Below are 25,866 nucleotides of genomic sequence, written 5' to 3'. Positions count from 1 at the left end.
CTGCGTGGTGGAGAAAGGCGGCACTCGGTTCTTGTCTGACCTGACAAGGCACCGGCGCGCCTGTGCGCCCCGACCGGAGAGCCGTTTTGCTTCATGTTGTCGGAGGATCCTGGCAAGGTATGCGAACGCCGGAACGTGGGCAGGTGCGCTCGCGACTCTGGTTTGTTTAGCTCAAAGTCCCCCAGCCACCCTCGTGCAGGAGGTCCCTGTGTCCAAGAAGGCTCTACCGCTCGCCATCGAGATTGACGAGGCTGCACTGTCGGTCCTTGGATGGGAGGTCGCAAACTGTGCCGTTCGGATGAAGGTTGATGACTACGGCGACTGCGCGTACAGCGAAATTTCACTCTCCGCCGAACTCCGGTTCCATCCCGACTCGTGGGCCGTCCGGCACTCCGGTACCGATTACGTCCCGAATGTCGTTTGGCAGCTGCGCTCCCAGACCGCGGGACCGATCTCCAACTACGCCTATGTCACCATCGCTGAGACTCTCAAGGGAGTTCGAGCGCCCAAGTTGCTTTCCGAAAAGTCACACCATTGGGAGACCAAGAAGCGACCAAAGGCCGACGACCTGTACATCTGGATCGGTGCCTTCGACTGGACTGACCTCCCGACAGGGTTGCAACCCGGGCGCAAGTGGAAGAACGTTCCGGTAGAAGTCATGGACCACACCACTCTTCGAGGCGTGCGCACTGAACCCACGGAAGTAGTCGCGCGAATCCGCGACAAGGAAGAACTGGAAGTCATGATCCAGTCCGTTCACCCCCTCGGTACAGGGGACGAGCTGATGGCCGCAGCCGCGGCCCACAGCGAATGGCAACTCGACACTGACAAGCCACTGGAAAGGCAGGACGACTTCCAGGTGACTAGGCCCGACATGCTCATTCAGGTCTTCGACAATACGGGCTTCCTCCTCGACGAGAGCCACAGCAGCGAGGAGGAAGTGACAGTCGCCAAAGGCGGCGTCGTCCCGCGCCGCTCGGCCACCAGCGTCTTTGGATGCTCCTTCTACCTGGACGACCTCGCAGGCAAGCCTGCTCGCGTGGTTATCCGGCTGACGGACCCGGTTGGTTGAAAGGCCTTGACGCTGGTCGCGTCGTAGCCGACCGACCAAGCGGCACCCACGCGGAAGCAAACCGACTGCCGGTGGCAGGCGAGCTTCGCGAATCCAAACCTAAAGTTGGACCTTCGCCCTAGGGTCTGGCCGTGAATGAGCATCCTGCGGGTTGGTATCCAGATCCACATGGCGCCGATGGCGTGCGGTATTGGGACGGTTCGCAGTGGACGCATCACTTCGCCCCACGGAATGCGCCCGCGCAGCAGCCCGCGGCGCCCGTGAGGCTCCCGCGCCTGGCATCAGGTCCCGTTCAAGCCGCGGTTACCGGTGGCGGCCGAATGGACGTCGAGTGGCGATCGGGCAAGAAGACGCTGCTCGGTGCCCTGGGATTGCATCACAACGAGGTCGCGATGTGCCGCGGCCTCGCGTGGCTACTGACGCCTAACGGCTGGCACGGGCTCGGAGCGGCGGTGCTCGACGAACTGCTGACGGCACTTGACCTGGCGCGCGACGACTCGCGGACCGCACGAGTTGTACTAGAGGAATCGCGCGAGGACACCAGGGCAGACATTGTTGTGCGCTTTGGAGCGACGACATTGCTAATCGAGGCGAAGATCTGGGCCGGCGAAGGGGCGCAGCAGTGCGACAGGCTGGCGCGCCTCTGGGATAGCGAGACACCGACCCTGGTATTCCTGACCCGGTCCGGAGATCAGCCTCGGACGGCGATCGCGAGCGGTGGTCGCTGGCGGCCGCTGAGATGGACCGATATCGCCGACATGATCGAGTCGGCCATCGAGGGAATAGTAGGCGTGGATGTGGGCGTCCAGGAGTACCTGCGCACGCTACGCCTTTACGGCGGCAACGCCACCGGGAATGACGATGCCCAGCTCGATAACTTGCTTCGACGCTGGGCAGGCGCTGAGGATCTGGTCGCTGCGCCGGCTCGGTCCGATGATGCCGAGTGGGCAGCAATCGAGGATCGGGCTCGGGCGGCCTGGCGCGACGCGATTCTCGCCGCAGAGAAGCGCTGGTCCGGTGGGCCTGACTTCATCGTTGAACCCAGGATGGGCCAGCTCTACATCTGCATCCAGGACGACCCGTTAATCCAGGTCGTCCTGAACTGGGCGCACAACCCCCACACCCGGAGTAGCCGCCAGGCGATCTGGCCACATGTGGTGATCGGGGTCGATCCGAAGCGGTCAGGTCCGCTTCGCGAGGCGATCCTTGAGGCCACGGATTTCGCCGAACTGACCTTCGGGATGGTCAACACGAAGACGACGCCGTGGTGGCTCCGCTCCGGGCCGATCGTTCCTGACGCGGACCTCACGGACGTGCATTCCTACGCGGACTTGTGCATGACGCGACTCGTCGAAGTGTGGGCCGCTGTTCGCCCGGTCGTCGACGACCTCAGGCGGTCGATGAGTTAGCGCCTGGAGGGTGGAACCGAGGCCGTCCTACTGAAGGTTTGGCTCTACGGCCGAACCCATCGAGCAGCCTCTCGTCACTCGATTGTGTGGCCGCGTCGACGTTCCCTGCCTTCGGCTGTCTCTCTGGTGGATCTTGTCGTTTCCGCACGGACCTCCTTTGCTGTCCATACAGTCTCGCGGGTGGAGCAGCGGGAGCCGTGGGGTTGGGCCGGCCGGGTCGAAGAGTTCCTGGGCTGTGCCGCTGAAGTCGTCCTGGAGACTCTCAACCGCCACCTGATCGCCCTGCTCGGTCATCCGGCGTCTGCGTCGCAGCGTGAGGCCTGGCGCGAGGAGGAAGCGATTCTCCGCGAGGTCCTGCGTAGCCTCGCGAACACGCGACCGGCGATCATGTTGTGGGGCCTCGTCCTCGAGTACGAGCTGCATTTGGAGGGCGGCCGGCGCCCGGACGCGGTGTTACACACCGGCGAGCGGCTCTTCGTCATCGAGTTCAAGCAGGCTGCGCTTGCCACGCAAGCGGCCATTGACCAGGTCAACGCCTACGCCCGGGACCTTGGGGAGTATCACAAGGCTAGCCACACGCTTGATGTCGTCCCTGTGCTTGCGCTGACCAGGGCATCGGAGACGAGCGGCGGAACCCACACCGCCATTGTGTCGCCGCCTCAGCTCGGCGAGCTTCTGGCGGCTGAGGAGGGCGGTGAAAGCGAGACCCCTCACTTCGAATCATGGCTGCGATCACCTTATGAGCCGCTGCCGACCCTTGTTGAGGCCGCACGATTGATCTTCGCCGAACAGCCACTGCCGAGGATTCGGCGGGCAGAGTCGGCTGGGATTCCTGAAGCTGTGGCACTGCTCGCAGAGATAGCTCACGAGGCAGAACGAACCTCGTCGCGGGTCCTGGCGCTTGTGGCTGGTGTTCCAGGGGCTGGCAAGACCCTCGCCGGGCTCCAGTTGGTCTATGACCGTCTTGCGCAGGACAGGAGCGCGGTGTTCCTGTCCGGGAATGGACCCCTCGTTCAGGTTCTGCGCGATGCACTGAAGAACAAGCATTTCGTGCAAGACCTTCATGCCTTTGTCACGACGTTTGGGACTTCGACGAGACCGCCACAGCACCACATCATCGTTTTTGACGAGGCGCAACGCGCGTGGGACCGCGGCTACATGAATTGGCACGGTCGCGGGGACGGGAGCGAGCCAGACGTCCTCGTCCAGGTTGGTGAGCGTCTAGATGGCTGGTGCACACTCGTCGGTCTTGTAGGCGACGGTCAGGAGATCCATTCCGGCGAAGAGGCGGGCCTGGCGCAGTGGGCTGAGGCCATCCGGGCGTACGCAACTGACGGGTGGGAGATCCACGCCCCGCCCCGCATGGGTGACCAATTCCAGGGCCTTGACGTCATCGAGCACCCAGAGCTTGATCTCACGGTTTCCCTCAGGTCGCATCGCGCGGAGACGTTGCACGCTTGGGTTGCGGACTTGCTCGCAGGAGATTTTGCAGCGGGATCAGCCCGTGCCCAAGAGATCGATGACTCTGGATTCGCGATGTACGTGACGCGCGATCTGTCCGCCGCGAAGAATTATCTCAGCGATCGCTATGGCTCGACCGAAGGTTCGAGAGTGGGCGTTCTCGCATCCAGCCGAACCCAACGATTCCTACCTCCCCACGGAGTTGATTCAAGTTGGCCCGCAACGAAGAAGGTGAACTTCGGGCATTGGTACAACCGCGACGCCGGTGAGCCTCGTGCCGGAAGCAACCTCGACGAGGTCGTGACTGAGTTCGGCTGCCAGGGGCTGGAGCTCGACATGCCACTGATCGCTTGGGGCGATGATGTCCGCTGGATGGGATCGTCCTGGGAGGTGAAGGTCGGGCGCCCCCGCTACCGTCAAGAGGACCCACGTCAGCTTCGATTGAATGCGTATCGTGTCCTGCTCACGCGGGGACGAGATGGCTTTGTGGTGTTTGTCCCTGATGATCCGTTGCTCGATGCCACGCACAAAGCGCTGCTCGCTGGTGGGGTGCGGCCTCTCTTACCGGCGCTTGCCAAGGCCGGGCAGCCCGCCCGACACAGTCCTGACGCTTCGTCGCTTTCCGGTCGAGGGTGAGCAGATCGAGCACGAACGATGGCGCGCGCTTGAAGGCACGAACGTTGATCCGCACCGAGAGCACCGGCGCGCTGGCAGCGGCGGTCTCTTCGGCTGCTTTGGTTGCTTCGCTTGGTTCCTGGATTTCGGCTTCTGCGGAGGCGTATTCGTGGCCTTGGTCGCGATGGGCTTGCGCTTCTTGCCAGGCTTCTTGCCGCCCCGCGCAGCCTTCTTGGCCCGTTCTTGCTCGCGTGCAATCCTTCGCTCGATCGCGTTCAACAGCTCCCGGGCACGCTTGAGGTCGCCAGCATTGACGGCATTCCTGACAGCCAGCTCTTCAGCCTCCGTTGCTTTGACCTCCTTCACGCCGACCCGACCTCGTCGGCGGGAACGGGAGAAGGGCTGATCTGGCCCCTCGTGAACGACGCTAGGATCCGCTGGTGGGTTTGGCGGGGGAGTGATCGGTTTCCGGGCTCACCAAGTGGGGTGCCGGGCCGGGCCGGCGCGTCGGCCAGCAGCTTGTCCAAGCCAGCACGCGCGACGAGAAGCAGGCCATGAGTCGCCCTAGTGCAGGTGACCGCCAACCGGCCAAACGCCGAGTTGAACTCGTCGAGCTGCTCGGCGCCGGAGAGCGGATGGATAGCGATGGTGAGGGCGTTGGTCTGGCCCTGCCAGGAGTCGACGGTCGACGCGACGAGCAGTCCGTCAGGGAGGTCGTATTTCTCCACAAGGCGAGCAACCATTTCGGAGGCGTCGTCGACTGCTTGGTTCCGCGTTGCGAGTACGACGATCAGTGGATCGCCGCTCGGGTCGCTCGACGAGATCTGCTTGGAGCCCTCCGGCCGGCCGACGCCGTCGTGGCGGCTCGTGATCGTCGTGAAGCCGGCCTCGAGCAAGGGCATCAGTAGAGTCTCGACGACCCCAAGGAGCGGGGGGTCGATGTCGGGCGCGTCCGGCGCTTCGAGGCCGTCCACCTCGAGCAGCACCGGCACTCCGGTCGCGACCTCCGACCACAGCGCGGCCGCCGTTGCGTCGATGACCGGCAGATCGTCACCGAGTTCGATCGACCGGTCACCGGGGCCAGCAACGCAATTGAGGGGGTCCCACTCGGGATAGAAGGCGCGCCACAACGGGAGCTGTGACGCCGTCGGGCGCCATACGGCGGGCAGGTCGCGGACGAATGTTGTCTCCTGGTCGACGTACTCCGTCGGCCAGGCCCGGTACGGGTTGTAGCCGGGATCGCCTCGCCAGGGATTCTGCGACGGGTCGATCGGAGGCAACTGGCCGACGTCGCCCACGCCAACAGAGATTGGCGCGTAGTTCTCGATGGCGGTGTAAAGGTAGAGTGGCAGTTGCCAAGCCTCGTCAACGAAAAGTACGTCGAACGGGGACTCGCCGTTACCGGCCGCTCCGATAGCGATGAGCATGCGCGCGTACTCGCCGAAGACCTTGAACTTGTGTGAGACCCCTATGACCACCTGGGCGGTCGCCGGGATCTCGGATGACTTGGTCGCCGCGGTGACGTTGCCGAGCACCTCATCTGGGACGTCAGGTAGCCGGTCGGCGGAGACGAAGAGGCAAACCTTGTCCGCGCCAAGGCTCGCGCCGAGCTCGCCAGCGAGGGGAAACGTTTGCTTGTTTGCGAAGGCCGTCACTGCGACTCGGGTGCAATTGGCGTGATCGAGCGCTTCTCGCACCATCCGTACCAGGGCGTACGACTTGCCTGCCCCGGCCGCGGCACGCAACAGGATCTTCTGATGCGTCGCAGCGCCGCTCAGCGCGGCGGAGAGCGCGGCGACCGCCTCCTGAGTCGCTCGAAGGTTGCCGTTGGCCGCCTCCTCGTGATGAACGGCGGCGTCGAGGGCGATAACCGGGGGCGTGAGCTCGAGCATTGCAGTCACTCCATGGTGTCGATCGTCATGCCGTCCGGGACGGGTCCGGGATCGATCTCAGGAAGGTCGCCGTCGCCAACGTCGAAGCGCTCCTCGTCAACCAGGGGTGGCCAGACCTCTGGGTTCAATTGTCCGTTCGCCCGCCGCTCGGCCAGCGTGTCTGCCCACTCGCCTTCCGCGACCCGGTGCGGCTTGCAGCACCACTGGTGCCCAGCAGGGTCCGCGTCGTACGACGAGAGCTCGCAATCCTGCTTTGGGGCCACCTTACTATCGACCGAGGGTCGGCCAACGGCGATCTCGTGGCCCGATCGGAACGGCTTCCCGAACCACGCAAGATCGGCCAACACCAACTGATCGCCGATTGCAAGGTCGAGCGGCAGGTTGGGGGACCACTCCAACGCATCCTCGCCTGCGATCGCGGTCAGCGGGCCGAGCGACATCTGCCCAAACTTGAATGATCCGGCCTGGATCTTCAGGTCGGTTGTACCTCGTTCCAGAACTGGGTCGTCGTTCACGTGGATTGCCACGACGGAGGTGCCCTCGACGAGTCGCCGGGAGCGAACGTCGAGCCTCACCGGAGCAAGTCCGACGACCGTGGCAAGCGCAAGTTCGCGGACTCCGGCGTCGATCGCGCGATCCCGTGCGTACGAGGTGTCGGCCAGTGTGATCAGATGTTCTCGACATCGAGCATCGGCATCGAGCATGTCGACCTGCGCGTTCCGCCAGAAGCGATATGTCCGCGAGAACCGGACCAGATCGGACGCTTGGAGCGCAAGGCGACGGCCCCATACGACCTGAGCATCCAATTCCAACGCGAGATGGATCGCCCGAACCCGCGAGATCGGAATTTGGCTGAGGACAGACCGCGCGCGCTCGACTACCTCGACGCGGTAGGCCAGCGCATTGCGGACCAGGTCGCGATATCGCTCTTCATCGCCACGCTTTCTCGCGTTGTGCAAAGCGTCGGAGACCTGGTTAGACAGGCGAGCGCCTGGTGTCTCCTGCCGCTCGCGGTGATCGTCTGAGACGACGCGATGGTCGAGGGAAGCGTCGGCGGTTGCTTCAGCCCACGTCAAGAGGTAGTCCAGTCGTCCGGCATCGCCGGCTGGCCCGCCCGGGACTAGGTGGGCAGCGACCACCTCACGAAGGATCACGATCGGAGAGCGCAACGACATCGCACGCGCGCGGTCCTCCTCGAGCAAGAAACTCACTGCCACCCGTTCGACGTGATCGAGAGGATCGGGCATCGTGGCCTCCTCCCCGTCGAAGGTCAGCGGGATGCGGCCCATGTCAAGGTCGCGCTGCCACCGGAGTCGACTCAACTCGACGCCGGCGAGCGAGTCGGCAGCAGTCGCCAGCAGGTCAGCGGTCGGGCGGTCGGGGACCACAAGGTGGATTGGCCCGAGGGCCTCGGCAAGACACGACTCGATCGCTGTACCGATGACCTCCATCAGGGATCGGCGGGTGAGTGGTGACTGCGGGTCGGTGTAGGTCCTGACGATCCATTCCTCGTCCCCTGCGCGCCCGACACGTCGCAGCGCAATGCCGTGGACGCCCAGAGCGGCAGAGTCCGCCTTGGCCAAGACGACCTCAATGGTGCCGGGCAGTCCCGCGGGGTCAGTGCGCGCGGAATCGGTCCAGACGGGAATCCCGGTGGCCGTGGCGGTGACTTGGGCGATGACAGACTCGGGCACCGACGCACCGATCTCGCCGGTGTCATCGAGGATTCCGACTACCGCTGGCCGGATCAGACGAGGGATCCCGATCTCGGTGAGCTCGCTCAGCGGATCACCCGCGGTTCGCAGCTCGTTGCGGCAGTAGCGGTAGAGGTTGCACGTCGCGCAGGAGGCAGGATCGAAGGTCGCCTCGAGGTGGGCGACGTACGACGCGAGCTCCTCCTCGGACGGTCGGTCGTCGCCGAGGTCGTCCTTCGCTGCCAGGCGCTCCTCGGCGCGGGTTCGTACCTCGGTTCGATGGTCGTCGAGTTCCTCGACCACCGCCTCTGGTTGCAGGAAGGCGTTGCGAGGAACAGCCAGGGCGCCTGATGGGTGCACGATCATTCCCGTAGGCAAGGCGCTCCATTCGGCGGCGGACTCGGCGCCAAGGGCGACCTGCAGGAAACCCTTGAGCATGCGCCCATCGTCAATCCGGGATCGAACGCGCTCGTAGTCCTTTGCGTCGCCCATGATCAGCCAGGAGCCGACCACTCGGTCGCCCTCCGTGCGCGGGCACGCAATCGCGAAGTCGGGCTGCACGGCCGTCGCGCTTTCGTCCTCGAGACGTAGGTACGGGACACCGAGCGCCGAGATCATCGTCGCGGTCTCGGCGAAGGACGCCTTGAGGTGGGCGTCCTTGAGCGCCTTGGCCGTGTTGGCGACGCTGCCGCCGCAGTCTGCTCGGGCAACCTGCTTCGGTCGCGGCAAGCCGAGCTGTCCAATCGCCTTCGTCAGGAGCTCTGAGACGAACCGGTCTGAGTGAACGAGCACCTCGAACGTCATCGCGCGCATCCAGCGCGCCTCAGGAATGCCGGCTCCAAAGTCAGCAGCGCCGAGATGTTCAGCCAAACCCTTGCGGGTCTTCCGGGTCAGGAACGGATCAGTCATCCGAAACCGGGCACAGCCCGCATGTGCCGAAGCGGCGACCGCGCTTGTTCCGCCGCCGGACTGCAGTCCGCCCATGTGAGTACGCAACCTTTCGCGGACGTCTCGTAACTTTGCCAAGGCTAGGGCGAGGTCCGACAGATCTGCCTCGTTTCACCCCAAGTAGACGATTCCGCCGGACGTATGGGGTACAAACAGCCCCATGCCTACCTCCGTCTATGACGTTCTCGAGGAACTCCGCTTGTCCTCCCTTACTGAGGCGGACAAGGGCGCGAAGTTCGAACGCCTGATGAAGGCATACCTCCAAGTCGACCCGGTGTTCGCTGACCAGTTCAGCGACGTCTGGTTGTGGGTGGACTACCCCGGCAATGGCGGCAGGCACGACACGGGGATCGACCTCGTAGCTCGCGACAAGGACACCGGTCACTACGTCGCGATCCAGTGCAAGTTTTACGCACCGACAAGTACGGTTTCCAAGCCGATGATCGACTCGTTCCTGGCAGCCTCCGGGAGGAGCGGCTTCGGTGAGCGGATCATCGTGTCGACGACCGACAAGTGGAACAGCAACGCCGAGGACGCGATTAGGGGTCAGGCAGTCCCCGTACGCCGAATCGGACTTTCTGACCTCGAGGCCAGCCGTGTGGACTGGTCTGTCTTCACCCTTGCAGCGCCGGACGATCTCAGGTTGGTCGATAGGAAGGAGCCGCGCGACTACCAGCGCATTGCGATCGACAAGGTTGTTGCGGGGTTCGGCGAGCACGACCGAGGAAAGCTCGTGATGGCGTGTGGCACTGGCAAGACCTTCACGAGCCTCAAGCTTGCAGAGGAGAATGTTGGCGCTGGAGGCAAGGTTCTGTTTCTGGTCCCGAGCATCAGCCTGTTGTCGCAGACGGTGCGCGAGTGGGTCGGAAACGCCGAACTGCCGATCCGGCCACTAGCGGTGTGCTCCGACCCGAAGGCGACGCGCAAGTCGAAGGCTGCTGACGCGATTGAAGACATCTCGGTGACTGACCTTGCGCTCCCCGCGACAACGGACGTGGCACTCATGCGGTCGCGGATCGACGATGCGCAGGCCGACACCCACGCGATGACGGTCGTGTTCGCGACCTACCAGTCGATCGACGTTGTGGCCCAGGCACAGCAGGGACGCTCGCCTTTCGACCTGGTGATCGCCGATGAGGCTCACCGCACGACGGGCACGACCCTTGCAGGGGAAAGCGAGTCAGCCTTCGTTCGGGTGCACGACAACGTCTACCTGCCCGCGACCAAGCGCATCTACATGACTGCGACTCCGCGCATCTACGACGACTCGAGCAAGACCAAGGCTGGCGAGGCCAACGCCGTGCTTGCGTCGATGGACGACGAAACCCTCTTCGGCCCTGAGTTTCACCGTCTCGGCTTTGGTGAGGCGGTCGAGCGCGGCCTATTGACGGACTACAAGGTGCTCGTCCTGACGGTCGACGAGGAGTCGGTCGCTCGCACCTTCCAGGCGCAACTCTCTGACGAGGACCACGAGCTCAAGCTCGACGACGCGGCGAAGATCGTCGGCTGCTGGAACGGTCTCGCCAAGCGCGGCAAGGTCGAGCACACCTTCGAGCCCGACATACGGCCCATGCGGCGAGCCATTGCCTTTGCCGGCAACATCGCTGACTCCAAGCGGGTCGAAGAGCTCTTCCAGTCGGTGACCGACTATTACGTCAACGCCACCGATCAGGAGCGCGAAGACGGCACGTCGCCGCTCAAGTGCACCGTCCGCCACGTCGACGGCACCATGAACGCTCTTGAGCGCAACACCCGGCTCGACTGGTTGAAGGAGGATCCGCCCGAGAACTCGTGCCGCATTCTCACCAACGCCCGCTGCCTTTCCGAGGGTGTCGACGTGCCATCGCTCGACGCGGTCATGTTCCTGTCGCCACGAAAGTCAGTTGTCGACATCGTGCAGTCCGTTGGCCGCGTGATGCGTCTGGACAAGACGAGCGGCAAGCAGTTCGGCTACATCATTCTTCCCATCGGAATCCCGACGGGGATGACACCCGAGGAGGCGCTCCGGGACAACAAGCGCTACGCCGCCGTGTGGGAGGTCCTCCAGGCGCTCCGCGCCCACGACGAGCGGTTCGACGCGCTGGTCAACCGGATCTCCCTGTCGAAGTCCCGTGACCGCAAGGTCAACGTCATCGGCGTCGGCGGCAAGGAAGGCCGTTGGGGCGACCAGCTCGGCCTCGATCTGGTCACCAGTGACCTTGACCAGTGGCGCGACTCGATCTACGCCAAGATTGTCCAGAAGGTCGGCACCCGCGAGTACTGGACCGACTGGGCGAAGAACGTCGCCGACATCGCCACACGACAGACGACCCGGATCACCGCCCTCCTTGCGGACCCCGGCACGGGGGTGCGAGAGGAGTTCGAGGCCTTCCTTGATGGGCTTCGCGGCAACCTCAACGACAACATCACCGAGGCCGAAGCCATCGACATGCTGGCCCAGCACCTCATCACGCGCCCGGTCTTCAACGCCCTATTCGAGGGCGACGAATTCCTCGACAACAACCCCGTTGCTCAGGTGATGGAACGGATGCTGGCCGCCCTCGACCAGCACGACCTCGAAGCGGAGAACGAGGACCTCCACAAGTTCTACGACTCCGTCCGCCGCAAGGTCGCCGACGTCAAGGACCGCGAGGGCCGCCAGGAGCTGGTTCGCAGGCTTTACGACACCTTCTTCGCCCACGCGTTCAAGAAGACTGTCGACAAGCTCGGGATCGTTTACACACCCGTCGAGATCGTCGACTTCATCCTGCGGTCTGCTGACGAGGTACTGCAGAAGGAGTTTGGCCAGTCGTTGTCCGACGAGGGTGTGCACATCCTCGACGGCTTCACCGGCACCGGCACTTTCATGGTGCGCTTGCTCGAGCTTGGCCTGATCAAGCCGCACGACCTGGCGCGGAAGTACGCGGAGGAGCTCCACGCCAACGAGATCCTGCTACTTGCGTACTACATCGCTGCCGTCAACATCGAGACGACTTATCTCGGTCTTCGCCGTGAGCAGGACGCCGAATCGCCCTACGAGTCCTTCCCTGGACTGATCCTCACAGACACCTTTCAGTCCTGGGAGGATGATGACCGGCCGGATCTCGAAATCTTCCCTGAGAACAACGAGCGCCTAGAGAAGCTAAAGACGCTCCCGATCACGGTCATTGTCGGCAATCCGCCGTATTCGGCCAAGCAGGGGGATGGCAACCAGAACAACGCCAACGACCGATACCCAACGTTGGATGACGAAATTCGCAGGACATATGTCGAAGGTTCTGCGGCCACGAACAAGAACTCTCTGTATGACTCCTACATTCGGGCCATCAAGTGGGCAAGTCTCCGGATTCGAGAGAGCGGGGTCATTGCCTTCGTCACGAACGGTGGTTTCCTCGAGTCGACGACAATGGACGGTATGCGTTCGTCACTCGTCGACGAGTTCAGCGCAATTCACGTCTTCAACCTTAGGGGCAACCAACGGTCGGCCGACTGGCGAAAGGAGGGTGGCAAGGTCTTCGACGCCGGGAGTCAGGCAACCGTCGCAATAACTGTTCTTGTCAAGCGGCCCGGTCATTCGGGCGCAGCTACGATCCAGTATCTGCAGACCGACGACTACATGAGTCGCGAGCAAAAACTCGCCTTGGTCGCAGAGCGTGGAAGTTGGGGCGCCTTAGCTGAACGTGCTGTGGTGATCCAGCCGAACACTGCCAACGACTGGTTGAACCAGCGTCGCGACGACTTCGCCTCGTTCCTGCCGGTGGCTTCGCGAGATGCGTCGATTTCCGTCTTCGAAACGTACTCGGGGGGGCTTGGAACGAGCCGTGACGCTTGGGTTTACGCCTCATCTCGCGGCGAGCTGAAATCGCTGGTAGTGCGGCACATTGCGGCTTACAACGCAGAGGTCGAACGCTGGCTCCGGGGCGGATTGGACGGCGACGACAAGGCAGTCCAGAGCTGGGCATTGTCGGATCCGACGCAGATCAGTTGGTCTCGAAGCCTGCGGACATTCCTGCGCCGAGGAACGGTTGCCGCCTGGTCCGACGACCTAGTTGCGACCGCCGAATACCGCCCCTTCTTCCGGCAGCGGGTTTACTTCGATCGACTTCTGAACCATGAGCGTTCGCAGTTGCCTCGTCTCTTCCCGAGTCGCACGACGTCCCAGACCGGCTTCTACCTGCCAGGCGTCGGAAGCACCAAGGACTTTTCCACCCTGATGCTCGAAGTTATCCCCGATCTTAATCTGTGGGGGTCAGAGGGCGGCCAATTCATTCCACGGTGGCGATATGAGGCTGCCGAAGATGCCGAGATGCTCGACTTGCCAATCGGAGGCGGGGACGTCGTTGATGGCTATCGAAGGATCGACAACATAACAGTCGAGGCGCATCGCCAATTCGGGGCGACCTATGGACCGGGAATAACAAAGGACGACATCTTCTACTACGTCTACGGGCTATTGCACTCGCCGGAGTACCGCGAGACCTACGCCGCCGACCTCAAGAAGATGCTGCCGCGTATCCCGCTGGTCGAGGACCCTTGGCCATTCGTGCACGCGGGCCGTGAGCTGTCAGAGATTCACCTAGATTATGAGACGGTCGACCCGTATCCCCTCGACGGCCTCGACATCGAGCCGATCACGGACGTCTACGAGTTCTTCCGTGTGCAGAAGATGGCGCTCGCCAAGAAGCGCGACCCAGAGACGAAGAAGCTGGTCGCCGACAAGACGTCGATCATCTACAACGCCCAGATAACGCTGAGCGGAATCCCTGAGGACGCGTACAGGTACATGCTGGGCTCCCGGTCGGCGATCGAGTGGATCATCGATCGCTACCAGGTGAAGACCGACAAAGCATCCGGCATCGTCAACGATCCCAACGACTGGAGCAAGGAGGTTGAGGATCCTCGCTACATCATCGACCTGCTGGCGCGGATCGTGACGGTGAGTCTGAAAACAATGCAGGTTGTCGATGCGCTGCCTGCTCTCGCCATCCTCGACAACCAGAACCCGTAGGAAATCGAATGAGCTGGTCGAAGTACGAGACCCGGGCTTGGCGTGACATTCAGGATCGCAAGCGTCGCTGGTACGAGAGATCAGAAAAGGACACCTGGGCGAAGCGAACCGGAGGTCGGATCTCCAAAACGGCCGGCAAGGCCACTAAGAAGGCTCGTAGTGTGCCAGGCGCAGACAAGGCTGTCGCCGCACTTGGTACAGCGGCGGTCAAGACGCAAGAGGCGCTAGCCGACGTGTCCTCGCGCACGCTCAGCGAGAAGCGGGTGCTTCGGGCGTACCGACGACGAGGGGTCAAGGTGGCGCATCTCGTGGACCTACGGCGCGAGAACCTGAAGGCTCTGGACAAGGTTGTGCATCGGCGCCGTCTCAACATGGTCTATGGGGGACTTGCTGCTGTGGAAGGTGCAACAGCCGGTGCGATTGTCACTGGCGGGGAAGCGCTTGCGACCTTCGGGAGCACCGCAAGCGCGGGCGCTGCGGCGGCGCCCGGCTTCGGCGCTGTCGCGGCAGCAATGACCGGTGACGCGGCCCTGGTTCTCGCGTTGAGCAGCCGGGCAGTTGCCGACACTGCGATGCATTACGGGTTCGACCCACGCGACCCGAAGGAACAGTTGTTCATGCTGTCGGTCATTAACGTCGGTTCTGCGGTCACCCAAGGGGCGAAATACACGGCTCTCGCTGACCTCTCCAAGCTCACGCAGGCTCTCGTCAGAAGCGCTCCCTGGGTGCAGCTCAACAAGTTCGCGCTGTCGCGCATAGCCGGAAGGTTTGCTGAGCAGTTCGGGGTCCGACTGACCAAGCAGAAGCTGGGCCAACTGGTTCCGGTGGTCGGCATCGGAGTTGGCGCGGCGCTCAATTACGCGACGGTCAAGAGCGTGCAGGAGGCCGCCTACTGGGGCTACAGAGAGCGGCTCCTGTTGGAAAAGAACCCTGAAGCTGTCGAGCTCCTAACGGCAGAGTTGGACCAGTTGCCCGAACCGGTGGCCGAGAACTCAGACGAACCGTCGATCGAGATTGCCGAGATCATCGCCAGTTTGGAACCAGCGGCAGACTTCCACGGTTCGAGCGACGATGAAGCGGCGCTGGAGGAGTTCTCTCCCGACGATGGCGGCAACGATGCACCATGACGATCCTGTAGTTCCTACCTACTACCAGCTGATCTGGCCGACTCTCCAGGCTGTTATCAGTCTCGGAGGCTCGGCACACAAGGACGAGATCGATGCCGCTGTCATTGAATCGCAGGAGTTCACTGAATCGCAGCAGCAGGTGCTGAAGGGTGACGGTCCGCAAACCTTGCTGCTCGACCGGATGTCGTGGGCGAGGAGCTATCTCAAGGGGATGGGGCTGCTCGGGAACCCGCGGCGGTCGATCTGGGCCGTTACCGAGATAGGCCAGGCTGCAGAAGAGCGGGACATCAAACCACTTCACGACGAGTATCAGGCGAACGCCCGAGCCGGCTCCAGACAACGTCGAGTATGGGCCGACGACGGGAAGTCGCCCAGCCCGCCGATGGTGGCCCCGGCGACGGAGCCATCAGACGAGAAAGGTGGTTTGCAAGGCGACACCGAACTCGGGACGGAGGGGTGGCGCGACTTGTTGTTGGACCGCCTCCTCAGGGTGCATCCCTATGCATTCGAGCACCTCGCTCAACGGATCCTTCGAGAGGCAGGGTTCTCCCAAGTCACTGTCACGTCGCGTTCGAGCGATGGCGGTATCGATGGCATGGGGGTTTACCAGCTCTCGCTGTTGAGTTTCCCGGTCTACTTCCAATGCAAGCGCTATCAGGGCAGCGTCGGGTCCTCAGCCATCAGGGACTTCCGCGGGGCCATGGCCGGTCGAGGCGACAAGGGGCTGTTGATCAGCACGGGGACCTTTACTTCTGACGCTCGTAAGGAAGCCAGGCGTGAAGGTGCGCAACCGATTGATCTGATCGACGGCGACGCGCTGTGTGGACTCTTGAAGGATCTGCAGCTCGGCGTCAGCACTGTCGAGCGCGTGGTCGAGGACGTGACCGTGGAGCCAGAGTTCTTTGACGCCCTCGACGATCGGCATGGCAGCAAATGAGCACCGCTGGCGCATCCCCTCTTGTGCCTGTCCACCACTCGACATCGTTCGAGCTGATGGTGGAGAGCGCCTTCCTCTCCGACTTCCTTCAGGAGATGTGGTTCGGTCGAGGGCAGTTGGTCGACGTACTCCACTCCACAGTCGACGCATTCGGCTACGACCTGGTCCTGCAAAGTGCAGACGTCACGCGACACGTCCAGTTGAAGACCAAAGCCAAGAGTGGCAGGACGGCCAGCTTCAAGATCAGCACCCAACTGCAGGAACAACCCGCTGCCTGCGTGGTCCTTATCGAGTGGTCGGTCAACCCGGCCGGACGTCTCGATCTTGACTATCGGTGGTTCGGCAACGGGCCTCGCGAGACAATTCCTTCACTCGGCGACAAGGTCGCCAAGCACACCAAGGCCAATGTCGAAGGCGTCAAAGGCTTGCGCCACGGTCACCGCGTAGTACCCCGGGGGAAGTTCGTCCCGTTGACGGGGATGTCCGAACTTGCGACAAGATTGTTCGGGCCGGCCTGACCTTCCCCGGGTTAAGGGCTGAGGTCGATGAATAGGTCGGCGAGCGCTGCGGCATCCTCGCCGAGGTACCGCAGCAGGTCCTCCTGCCGCGGTTGCCCGATGACGAGGCGGTAGGCGCCGACGGTCCTCATCAGGCGCCGGTAGGCATGCGCCTCTCGACTGAGCGGGAGGGCAGGGACGTACCGCTCGATGCGGTAGCCGTCAGCGAGGGGGAAGACCCAGTACGGATGGATGGCAGTCTCGCCGGCCGGCCGATCAGCGGCTGCAAGATCGAACAACGCAGCCCATGGGTCGTTGGCTGCGGCCACCTCAGCGCGCTCGCCGTACTTCTTAGAGACGTTGCGCCGCACTGCATGGCCCTTGTACCGGTGCACACGTCCCTCGCGCTGCTCGAGGTCGACGGGGTTGCCTGGGAGGTTCCAATGGACGATGGCATGGCTGTATTGGTGGAAGTCCAGCCCTTCTTGGCCGACCGACGTCGAGGAAAGGACGAACGGCCAGAACGGCGAGTTGAAAGCCTGGCGGACCTGGCCCTCGCGTGCGATCGCCTGGTCTTCGGTCACGCCGCGGCCGAACCGTGCTGCGAAGTGGTTGCGGAGACTGAACGAGTCCATCCGTAGTTCGCCGGACCGCACGGAAAGGTCGGTCGCCTTGTTGACGCTGGCGCGAACGCCCAGGGCGCCCGTGATCTCCTCGGCGATCGCGGCGGCCTTCTCGTTGCCGGGTTTCTGGGCCACCCCGAGGCTCTCGTTAAGCACGTGGGCGTACTCGTCCAGCACGGAAGTCAGTCCGCCGTCGACGCAGTGGTTGAGAACGTCCTTCCAGTAGGCAGCGTCCTCACCGGAACCGCGGATGAGAGACATCATCTCCGGCTGATTGAAGTGGTTGCGCAACGACCAGGCGATGCTCGATGCGTGATCGCGCACCGTGAAGTCGTCGACCAACTCCAGCCCCCCGGTGACCCGGTTGAGTGCGCGGAGGGCGCTCACGCCGAGTCCGCCGATTGCCATCGCGGTCAACACGTCGACCAGATCTTCAGGTCGTCGACCGAGCTGGGTTGGATCAACAGACCCTGCCCGAGCGAGGTGCTCCTGGAACCGAGTGCTGGAGTCGTGCTCGCCCCACTCGTCGCCATACCGGAAGCGCACCGCCGCAGAAACGGGGATGTTCATTGCCTGCTGATCGAAAAGCACCGGTGCAGCCCAGTACCACGAGTCGTCTTCCGGCCCGCTGGCCTGCGGGTCGGGCAACTCGGCAAGGAGTTGCTCGACTTGGGTCCTCACCTCGCGGTGCAGGGTCGCGCGGTCGAGAGGCAGGTGGGTGTTCACTACGCGGGCGATGTACAGCGGATCTCCGGCCATTGCCAGGGCTGTGCACGGGTAGAGAAGAGCCAGGACGGGCATTCCGGTCAGCCGTCCCTCGGTCTTACCAAATGCCAGGAGACCCCGTTGCCGAGGAGCGTCGTAGGAGCGGAGGGGGCGCCCGCTGGCCTCGTGCAGTCGGCGCTCTGCCTCGTAGCTGAGAACTGAGGAGATCGCCTTCGGGACGATGTTCCAAGCCGAGAACACGAGCCGCTTTGTGAAGTGTCGCAGGGCTTCGTCCGCGTAGGCACCGGAGAGCTCGTAATAGGGCAGTGAGGGAGGGATCCACGCCAGCCGCCATGCGCCGCGCTCGAGCACGTCGGACATCAAGCCGCGCATCTTGGCGTTGCCCGGATCAACTGCGCCGTAGGCCTGCACCTGACGCTTTGTCAGCAAGTTGGCGGCCCTGCGAACCGCAGCGATGACCTCGCCGCTTTCGGCGCCCGCGCGCTCGAGTTCCTTCTTCACGACGTATCCGTCCATGAGCTCGAGGACGTAGGGCGAGCTTCGCCAGTACTCCAGCATGTCCTGCTGGCCGAGAGCCGTGGAGATCTCAGACACGAAAGCGAAGTCCTGCAGGTCACTCTCAGTAAGCTCCACACCGTCCAGCTCGACGGTCTCGAGCATGCCATCCCGGTCAGGCGTCGATGCCAGTCGCTCGGTGCGGACCATCACCCTGCGCAACTCGGCCTGCGCAATGTCGCGGGCAGCCGCCGCCCCGTCGCGGTCTGCACTCATCAAGCCGTGCCGGAGATCACCCAGGGCACCCTTCAAGGTGTCGCGACGTTGCGCATCCGCCAGGAACTCGAAGGTCTGAAGAAAGCTTTCGTAGTGGTCTTCGCCCTCAGTCTCGTCCGGGAGCGTGTACATCTTGAACGGCGTCGCGGACAGCAGGATCAAACGGGCGTCGCCGTAGTCGAACAGCGCTCGCGCGAGTTGAGCTCCGGGGCCGTCGTCATGAAGTAGTGACGTGAACCTTTGGAACTCGTCGAGGATGATGATGTCCGGTTCCAGCGCCGCGACGGCGGCCCGAGCAAGTAGTTGGCGCATCCGTCCAATCAGGCGGTATCGCCAGCTGCTGAGGTGAGGGTCGGGTTTCCAGCCTTCTCGTTTGTACTTGAATTCGTCTGCGCACGCGAATACCTCGTCAAGGAGCGTCTGGTCGTCGGCGCCGGTCAACACGCGCAGGTCGCTCACGAACTCGACGCACATCGAGGCAGAAAGGGTCGAGCGGTCGAACCAGCCGATGCGTTGCTCGAACCGGGTTAGGCCGGCCCCGCCCTGGAAGAACTTCAGCCAGTGCCGCCCGGCGAGCTCGCGCAGTTCGGTGCGGAGCATCCAGTAGAGGAGGGTCCGCTCGTCCGCAGTGCCGCCGCTGTTGGACACGTTGAACGAGGTGCCCGGGCTAAACGAGACGAAGTTGAGCTTGCGGCCCTCGAGGCTATCGATCTTCTGGGCGAGAAGCGTCAGCCGGTCTGCGAAGTTGTCGTCCGTTTCGACCCCTACGCGAAGTCGGGCGAGGTTCTGCTTCGCAATCTGTGCGTTGGAACAGATGTAGACGACGTCGATCCGGTCCACGTTGTCCCATAGCTTGTCGATCGCTTTCGCGACCACGCCGCGGGCGACCAAGGTCTTTCCCAACCCCACTTCATCAGCGACGAGGAAACGGCGGGTGGGGTCGGCGCCCCAGAGCCGATCGTCGACGTAGTCGACCGTGCGACGCTGGAAGTCTTTGAGACCCTCGAGCTCACGCTCGACATCAGGACGCGTGAATGTCTTGTCCGTCATCGCGCCTCCTGCGCGTTGGACACGACCTGCCACAGTCGTTCGAAGTCGGGGCCGAGGTCCGGAAGCGCGCCCTCATCGTCGCGGAGGTCATCCAAGAGGTGACGGACGCGGTCCAGCGAACCGTCGTTCCTTGCAAATGCCCGCACGAGGGGTTCAACCATGACCAAGTCGTCGAGCCAGGCTGGCCGCGCGGACCCGTCGGGGTCCCCCGGCTCATCGTTGGTGGCGTCGAGGAGCGCATCAGCGATGTCGTCGATGCCGGGGTCGCGGAGCAGGAGTGCGAGGTAGCGCAGGATGTCCTCGACGCGGCTGAGCAACTCGCGCAGTACGCGACGAGCTCGGTCGTCGGGCGCACCAACAAGTACGGCGCGTAGCGCACTGGTCCGTTCGACCTCAACGCCATCGAGACTCAGCGAGGTGCGCACGGCAACGAATTCAGTGAGGTCAGAGTGTCCGAGTCCGGTCCAGGTGTTGTTGGTGCCAAGCCGGCGGTCGTAGCCCTCCTTGAGCGTGACTGGGCGTATGGACGTCTCGCCGAGAAGTGGACCCGCGTCAATCCGGAAGGCCACGACGTAACCATCGGTACCCTCGTTGACGACGAAGGTGGGGTTTCGCTCGGCCAGGGCCGCATGTAGTTGCTCGATCTGTCGCTCGAGGTCGTAAGTGAGATCTGGCACCGGATCGTCGCTCGGCACGTGGGGCTGAAGGATGCGCGGCAGGCCGATTTCATTGTCGGAGTCCTTCATGATCGCGGCTACTCCGCAGCGCGACGCTGGCCCATGGAGCAATACTCCGAACTCGATGTTGCCGTCGAAGGCGGCCGAGGTCGCATTGGCCGAACCAGTGAGAAGATGTCCGGTCGTTCCGATATCCCATGCCAGCACCTTGGCGTGCAGGCCTGACTTCACTTCGCCCGCTCGGTCCCCAGATTCGTCGACGGCATCTCCGACATCGTCGGGCGGGGCGTCGGCGTGGGGTTGGAGGACGTGCAGGTCATGTCCACTGAGAGCGCGGGCACCCAGGCGGTCGAATGTCTCGGCGCGCGACACGATCGCGGTCTGCCGGGGAAGCCGTTTGACTGTGCCCGCATCGAGGAAGGGACTGATCACGACCGATCGGTCCGCGGCCTCTGGGACGGGCCAGTCACGGCCCTCGGAGGTGCCGATCGGGAACAGCTCGCCAGCGGTAAAGGGAGGCGGGACCTCGAATACTCGGTCGCGGACCGTCTCTGCCATGTCTCGTAACAGTGCTTCGCGCGATGCAGCCATGGGCCTCACCGTGCTGGCGAGCAGGTCCTCGAAAAACCGCGCCAACGGTTGAGCCGACATCCCATTCATCGCCTGAGCGGCCTCGTCCGTCGTCAGCACGGTGTCCCAGGATCGATCGCCGGTGAGGTTGCGGCTCAGGCACGAGAACCGGTGGAGGTAGTCACCGGCCACGTTGGTGAAGCGAAGGAGCCACAGTTTGGGATGGAAGACGCGTCCCGGCGGTGGCGCTACTTCGATGACCGACTCTTCGGCAAACACGGTCAGCTTGCGATAGGTGCCGGGGACAACGATCCCGCCGGCCTGGCAGAACACGGTGGTGCGCTCCGCGTAGCGACGGATCGCTTCCAACAGCTCGTGGGGAGCAGCGCCGTCAATGCCTCCGTCGGCGTGGTCGTAGGCGGCCATCGACAGCGGAGCGAGAAGCAGCGAGTTGATATCGAGCGTGTATGTCGTCGCGACCGCGGCGTCGAGCCGCCAGCCGGTCGGAGGTCGCAGCGCATCGACGAAGAGGTGTCGCTCGTCAGGTTTCAGCACCTCAGGACTCCATTCCGGCAGCGACGTCGTTGAGGTGTCGCCGGGCAATCCTCCACCGATAGTCGAGAGCCCCGGTGCCGCTCCCGACTCCCCATGTCGAACGGGCGTCGGGGTAGGTAAGACGCGCACGTGACCGCTTGAGCACGAGCTCACGGCGAGTCACCAGGGCAGCTGCATCCCTGCCATCGTGATTGCCAGCCTCTGCGAGGGTCCACCAGTCCTCGAGGAACTGGCGAGTGCCGGGCTTGATGCGCGGGTTGAGCCGGAGGATTCGGGACCAAAACTGTTTGCGGTCCCAACCAACGAACACTTCCTCGGCGTCCACGCTTTCAGCCCACGCTGCCAGGTGGTCGACGTATTCGTCCCGCACCTCGTCGTTTCCGGTCTTCTCGGCCATTAGAAGGTTGTAGAGGATCGCCGGTCCGGTCGCCGTGAGGTGAACTCGACGCGCTTCGTCCACCAGAGCCCTCGCCGGAGCTGGAAACTCCTCGAGCCCTTCGTGCTCCCAAATCCACTCGGCATGTGACGCGGGACGATGGACCGCAAGCCAGGCAAACAGCGAGTCGCGTGCTGACTCGGCAATTCGCGCCTTGAGGAACTCTGCTTCGGCGTGAGTGAGTTCGAACGTACTTTCGTCGAGTAGATGATCCGGACTAGGCGGAAGGCTCGCCATGCCGAACCGCTCGACGATCAGGTGATCTGAGTCTGGATCGTCGATCCGTGCCGAGTGCTGCCGCGCGCTGCGGAAGTAGCCCGCGATCGAAGTTCGCCAGGTGCGGATCCCCAGGTGCTCGAGACTGGCCCAATAGAGCTGGCTTGGCATTGACTTGAGAGTTCGCTTCGCCTCGCGCCCGATCACCCCCTGCCCGTCGGTGCCAGCGAGGAGAGACTCGATCAGCTTGGCTTCACGATTGCGCAACTCTTGGAGGGCCCGCTCTGCCTGCCAGCGATGCCGAGCTACGTCGTTGACCAGCCACGGGACGAAGAGCAGGTAACGAGCGCGGGTGTGGAGTGTCGAGGTGCCAGGAAAGAACGTGTTAGAGAACGTGTCACGGATGCTGCCGATGCCCATCTCGTCGACTGTCGACGAATCCTCGAACAACTTGACGACCTCGAGCATCGCTGTGCGTTGCGAGTCGTCCCCGTCGAGCCAGCCGAAGGAGGTCATGGACGTCCTCCCTTCGTCCCGCCGACCTCGACAAGCGAGTCTCGTTCATCGATGAACTGATTGCGCGCCCAGTCGATCACTTCCTGTTCCTGCGTGAACAGGATGACCTGACGCTCGCGGCTCACCTCCTGCAGCATCTCGAGAACCCCGATCGTCCGAGTGCTGTCGGATTGCGCAGTGACGTCGTCGAGGACGAACGGGCAGATCTCGTCGGACGTCACCAGGTGCTGGGTGAGGGCGAGGCGGAGAAGGACGTAGAGCTGTTCGGTGGTTCCGTGCGAGAGCAGTTGGGCGTCGCTGGTGCGGCCCTGCTGGTCCCGCGCGGTCATGCTCAAGGACTCGGGGTCGATTCGGAGATCGTTGTACCGATCGTTCGTGACTCGGGGGATCCACGGACGCATGAGGCTCTCGAGGGCAGGCGCGACCGTGCGCTGGGACTCCAGACGGGCTTTCGTGAGCTGTTCTGAGGCGATATCGAGGCATCGCTGGAGAGCTTCGACGCGGGCGACGGCGCGCTCGGCGTCGGCTTCGGTCTCCATCGCCTGGGCGACGGCCAGGCCAGACTGGGCGGAGGCTTTCGCCTCGCCGCGCAGGTTGCCGACGGTCTCTCTGAGTTGGTCGACGCCAGCGCGTCGGGCCTGTACGGACTCGTCGGTAACGGTGCGCCCGGGGTTAACGCCAGCTTCGGTTTCTCGAGCGGCCAACTCAGCACGCCACGCTTCGAGATCCCGGCCATCCAGCGCCTGCTGGAGGCGAGCCTCGAGCTCGCGCAGGTCGTCCGCCGCAGAGCGGTTGCGGTCGGCTGTTGTCAGCCACTCGTGAATGGCCTTCGCAGCGGCCGCGTGATCGGCGGGGGCCGCGACGTCTGCAAACAGTTCTGCATGGAGTGCCAGCACGGATCGCTCGCGTTCAGCCAGGGCAGTGGCCGTAGCGGCGAGACGCTCCTCAGCTGCAACCCGCTCAGCAAGGCGAACCTCGAGGTCGTTCAAGCGGGAGGCCAGCTGGTCCTGCTCGGCTCGAGCGCGGCAATGGTCCTGATAGGCAGCGAGAGCGAGAAGCGAGCCTTCCGAGGCGGTTGCGGCGTCATCGGCAATGGAAGCCGCCGGCTCACCTGCTTCCACGAGGCGCTGGAGCAGGGCGGTGGCACTCGCCCGCCATGCATCCTCGAGCTGACTCAACCGTGAGCGGAACTCGGCCTCCCGCTCGGCCGCGGCCGCGGCGTCCTCCAGGTAGCGAGCAAACTGTCGCAGACGGTCCGGCTCTGGGGCGATGTCGATTTCGGCGCATTTCTCGGCGATCTCCTGTTTGCGCGCCCGCAGCGCTGTCGCCTGCTCGGTGATCAGGCGCTGCCGGGTCTGCAGCTCAGCGATACGCGGATCGGCAATGACGGGTGTCGGGGCCTCGGGCGTGGTCAAGTCGGGCACCGCGGGCGGTGTGGGGGCTGTGGGCCTCGGCGGCAGCCAAACGGGTGGGACGGCCAGCGCAGTTCCACGCGGTCGGAGCGTCACACCGGCCCCCCCTACGAGCATTCCGAGAACCAGGAGCGCTATGCCGGCGATGGGAGAAAGGAGGGCGAGAACCGCTCCGAGGAGCAGTAGACCACCGCTTGACGAGAGCAGGATCGTGGAGGTGCGACGCATTTTCGAAGCCTCAGACACGGCCGCGGCGGCTGTTGTCTGCGCGGCCTGCGCGTGCTGGGCGGCTGCGGCGAACTCGGTCTCCTGGCGCTGGTAAGTCCCGAGGGCTTGGTTGTACGAAGCCAGTGCGGCCGCGTAGTGATCACGCTGCTGGTCGACGCGCCGCTTGTCAGCTTCGAACTGCTGAACGGCGGCACCGTTGGCGGCAACGGCTGCGGCGTGCGAAGACAGCAGGGTCGCGAGTTCTTGGTCGACGCTCGGTTCAGCCTCGCGAACGACTGTCTCCATCACGCCGGCCCAGCGCCGGAGCTCCTCGGGATCCGCGGTAACGGCTGCGCCGGTCATGGGTTCTCGGGCTCCCTGGGCGTGCGTCTCGTAGGCGGACTTCGCGGCAAGGAGTGTGCGGTGTGCCGTCACGACCGAGATGCGGGGCTCGAGGTCGCCAGTGGGCCTGGCGGGCACAGCGGCGATGAGCTCGCGCAGCTCAGCCGCGGATTCGCCGGCAAGTTCTGCGGGTGCTTCGCCGCGGTCGTCGTAGATCGCGATCACCGATCTGACCTGTGCGATCCGGGACTCGTCAACCGAGGTAACGCTGCCCCGCTCGGCGACTTGGCGCGCGAGATCCTCCGCGGACGCAAAGCGCGACCGCTCAGCGACAAGCTCCGACCAGATGAGAGCACGCTCGTCGATCGCAAGTTCGGCCTCGGCACGCCGGAGGTCGGCGGCGGCGCGTCGTTCGCGGCTCAGGACGGTGACCCACACTTGGAGGGAGTCGCGACCGTTGTCGACGCTCAGTTTCGTAGCCTCGAGCGCCTGTCGCGCAGCGCGCAGCGGGCGGGAGCCGACGTGCTCGACACCGACGCGCTCAGACCGGAGTCGGCGCAGCTCGTCGAGCGCGGCGTCCGCGGTGACGTCGACGGTGACGCTGGACGCGGCGCGTTCGAGGAGGGACTGAAGCTCCCGCGCGTCCTCGACGACCCGGAGGACGTCGGCTTGCGCGACGAAGGCGATCGCTCGGAGAGCGTCGCGGTTCAGCCCGAGGAGCCGAGCGCCGTCGAAACCGCCGTCGTTGGTGAGGTCGACGCCGTAGCGCTTCCCGAGGGCCGCGATGCTGATCGGCGCTCGCGTCTGGGAGTCCGCGATCGTGGTGTCGCCGGTCTTCAGGTTGTGTTCGACGGCCAGGACTGTGCCGTTGTCGAGGACGAAGGTGCCGCCGACCGCCCACCGGCTGCCGATCCACGGTTGGTGACGACGTCGGAACTCGCCCTGGGCGGCGGTGCCGCGACCGCGGCCCTTCCGGCGGCCAGCGAGCGCGGCGTAGGTCGCGTTGAACCAAGCCGACTTTCCTGCCTCGTTCGGTCCGTGAACCACGGTCATCCCCGGTGAAAAGTCGAGGGATTGGTTGACCAGCGGGCCGAATGCAGTCGCGCGGATCTTCTCGATGCGCATC

General features: G+C 63.9%; 13 protein-coding genes and 1 pseudogene. 8 read left to right on the top strand and 6 right to left on the bottom strand.

Going from position 1 to position 25,866, the window contains the following annotated elements:
- Nucleotides 1–208: 208 nt before the first annotated feature.
- From F0U44_RS12260 to F0U44_RS12245, 4 genes and pseudogenes are all read left to right on the top strand, one after another.
- Nucleotides 209–1,072, top strand: a complete 864-nt coding sequence (locus F0U44_RS12260) for a hypothetical protein (RefSeq protein ID WP_149728551.1) — start codon at nt 209–211, stop codon at nt 1,070–1,072.
- Nucleotides 1,073–1,203: 131 nt separating this feature from the next.
- Nucleotides 1,204–1,305, top strand: a pseudogene (locus F0U44_RS23820) (DUF2510 domain-containing protein); the annotation flags it as partial.
- 87 nt (nt 1,306–1,392) lie between these two features.
- A complete protein-coding gene (locus F0U44_RS12250) occupies nt 1,393–2,481 on the top strand; it encodes a PDDEXK-like family protein (protein ID WP_149728550.1) in 1,089 nt (362 codons plus the stop codon).
- 180 nt (nt 2,482–2,661) lie between these two features.
- Nucleotides 2,662–4,578: a DNA/RNA helicase domain-containing protein gene (locus tag F0U44_RS12245; RefSeq protein WP_149728549.1), complete on the top strand. Its 1,917-nt coding sequence runs from the start codon at nt 2,662–2,664 to the stop codon at nt 4,576–4,578.
- A 341-nt stretch (nt 4,579–4,919) separates the two neighbouring features.
- Here the strand turns inward: F0U44_RS12245 and F0U44_RS12240 are convergent, their stop codons facing one another.
- Nucleotides 4,920–6,449, bottom strand: coding sequence for a hypothetical protein (locus F0U44_RS12240; protein ID WP_149728548.1), 1,530 nt, complete (start codon nt 6,447–6,449; stop codon nt 4,920–4,922).
- A gap of 5 nt (nt 6,450–6,454) precedes the next feature.
- Entirely contained in the window at nt 6,455–9,127 is a 2,673-nt protein-coding gene (locus tag F0U44_RS12235) for a hypothetical protein (protein ID WP_149728547.1), read from the bottom strand.
- A gap of 124 nt (nt 9,128–9,251) precedes the next feature.
- Here F0U44_RS12235 and F0U44_RS12230 point away from each other — a divergent pair, with 124 nt between their 5' ends.
- Genes F0U44_RS12230 through F0U44_RS12215 form a run of 4 tightly spaced genes read left to right on the top strand, consistent with a single transcriptional unit; the run spans nt 9,252 to nt 16,660 of the window.
- The gene (locus tag F0U44_RS12230) at nt 9,252–14,078 is read left to right on the top strand and encodes a DEAD/DEAH box helicase (RefSeq protein ID WP_149728546.1); all 4,827 of its coding nucleotides are present in this window, start codon (nt 9,252–9,254) and stop codon (nt 14,076–14,078) included.
- Between the two features lie 8 nt (nt 14,079–14,086).
- Entirely contained in the window at nt 14,087–15,205 is a 1,119-nt protein-coding gene (locus tag F0U44_RS12225) for an EcsC family protein (RefSeq protein ID WP_149728545.1), read from the top strand.
- Nucleotides 15,183–16,142, top strand: a complete 960-nt coding sequence (locus tag F0U44_RS12220) for a restriction endonuclease (RefSeq protein ID WP_223163659.1) — start codon at nt 15,183–15,185, stop codon at nt 16,140–16,142. The genes F0U44_RS12225 and F0U44_RS12220 overlap by 23 nt, the downstream gene beginning before the upstream one ends.
- Nucleotides 16,139–16,660 (top strand): hypothetical protein, encoded by a 522-nt coding sequence (locus F0U44_RS12215; RefSeq protein WP_149728544.1) that lies wholly within the window; start codon nt 16,139–16,141, stop codon nt 16,658–16,660. Before F0U44_RS12220 ends, F0U44_RS12215 begins: the two co-directional genes overlap by 4 nt.
- An 11-nt stretch (nt 16,661–16,671) precedes the next feature.
- Here the strand turns inward: F0U44_RS12215 and F0U44_RS12210 are convergent, their stop codons facing one another.
- From F0U44_RS12210 to F0U44_RS12195, 4 genes are read right to left on the bottom strand one after another with little or no spacing between them, the layout of a single operon-like run.
- Nucleotides 16,672–19,809 (bottom strand): C-terminal helicase domain-containing protein, encoded by a 3,138-nt coding sequence (locus F0U44_RS12210; RefSeq protein WP_149728543.1) that lies wholly within the window; start codon nt 19,807–19,809, stop codon nt 16,672–16,674.
- Nucleotides 19,806–21,611: a phospholipase D family protein gene (locus F0U44_RS12205; protein WP_149728542.1), complete on the bottom strand. Its 1,806-nt coding sequence runs from the start codon at nt 21,609–21,611 to the stop codon at nt 19,806–19,808. The genes F0U44_RS12210 and F0U44_RS12205 overlap by 4 nt, the downstream gene beginning before the upstream one ends.
- 1 nt (nt 21,612) lies before the next feature.
- The gene (locus F0U44_RS12200; RefSeq protein ID WP_149728541.1) at nt 21,613–22,779 is read right to left on the bottom strand and encodes a DUF6361 family protein; all 1,167 of its coding nucleotides are present in this window, start codon (nt 22,777–22,779) and stop codon (nt 21,613–21,615) included.
- Entirely contained in the window at nt 22,776–25,865 is a 3,090-nt protein-coding gene (locus F0U44_RS12195) for an ATP-binding protein (protein WP_188113455.1), read from the bottom strand. Before F0U44_RS12195 ends, F0U44_RS12200 begins: the two co-directional genes overlap by 4 nt.
- Nucleotide 25,866: the final 1 nt, after the last annotated feature.

It is taken from the genome of Nocardioides humilatus (assembly GCF_008373755.1).
In the GTDB taxonomy this organism is placed as follows: Bacteria; Actinomycetota; Actinomycetes; order Propionibacteriales; family Nocardioidaceae; genus Nocardioides; species Nocardioides humilatus.
This window is presented reverse-complemented; position numbering and strand designations above follow the sequence as displayed.

Excerpts from the sequence above, each read along its gene's own strand:
- F0U44_RS12250 (WP_149728550.1), top strand. The coding sequence starts at position 1,393 with ATGGACGTCGAGTGGCGATCGGGCAAGAAGACGCTGCTCGGTGCCCTG.
- F0U44_RS12230 (WP_149728546.1), top strand. The coding sequence starts at position 9,252 with ATGCCTACCTCCGTCTATGACGTTCTCGAGGAACTCCGCTTGTCCTCC.
- F0U44_RS12225 (WP_149728545.1), top strand. The coding sequence starts at position 14,087 with ATGAGCTGGTCGAAGTACGAGACCCGGGCTTGGCGTGACATTCAGGAT.
- F0U44_RS12210 (WP_149728543.1), bottom strand. The coding sequence starts at position 19,809 with ATGACGGACAAGACATTCACGCGTCCTGATGTCGAGCGTGAGCTCGAG.
- F0U44_RS12200 (WP_149728541.1), bottom strand. The coding sequence starts at position 22,779 with ATGACCTCCTTCGGCTGGCTCGACGGGGACGACTCGCAACGCACAGCG.
- F0U44_RS12235 (WP_149728547.1), bottom strand. The coding sequence starts at position 9,127 with ATGGGCGGACTGCAGTCCGGCGGCGGAACAAGCGCGGTCGCCGCTTCG.
- F0U44_RS12220 (WP_223163659.1), top strand. The coding sequence starts at position 15,183 with ATGGCGGCAACGATGCACCATGACGATCCTGTAGTTCCTACCTACTAC.
- F0U44_RS12195 (WP_188113455.1), bottom strand. The coding sequence starts at position 25,865 with ATGCGCATCGAGAAGATCCGCGCGACTGCATTCGGCCCGCTGGTCAAC.
- F0U44_RS12215 (WP_149728544.1), top strand. The coding sequence starts at position 16,139 with ATGAGCACCGCTGGCGCATCCCCTCTTGTGCCTGTCCACCACTCGACA.
- F0U44_RS12240 (WP_149728548.1), bottom strand. The coding sequence starts at position 6,449 with ATGCTCGAGCTCACGCCCCCGGTTATCGCCCTCGACGCCGCCGTTCAT.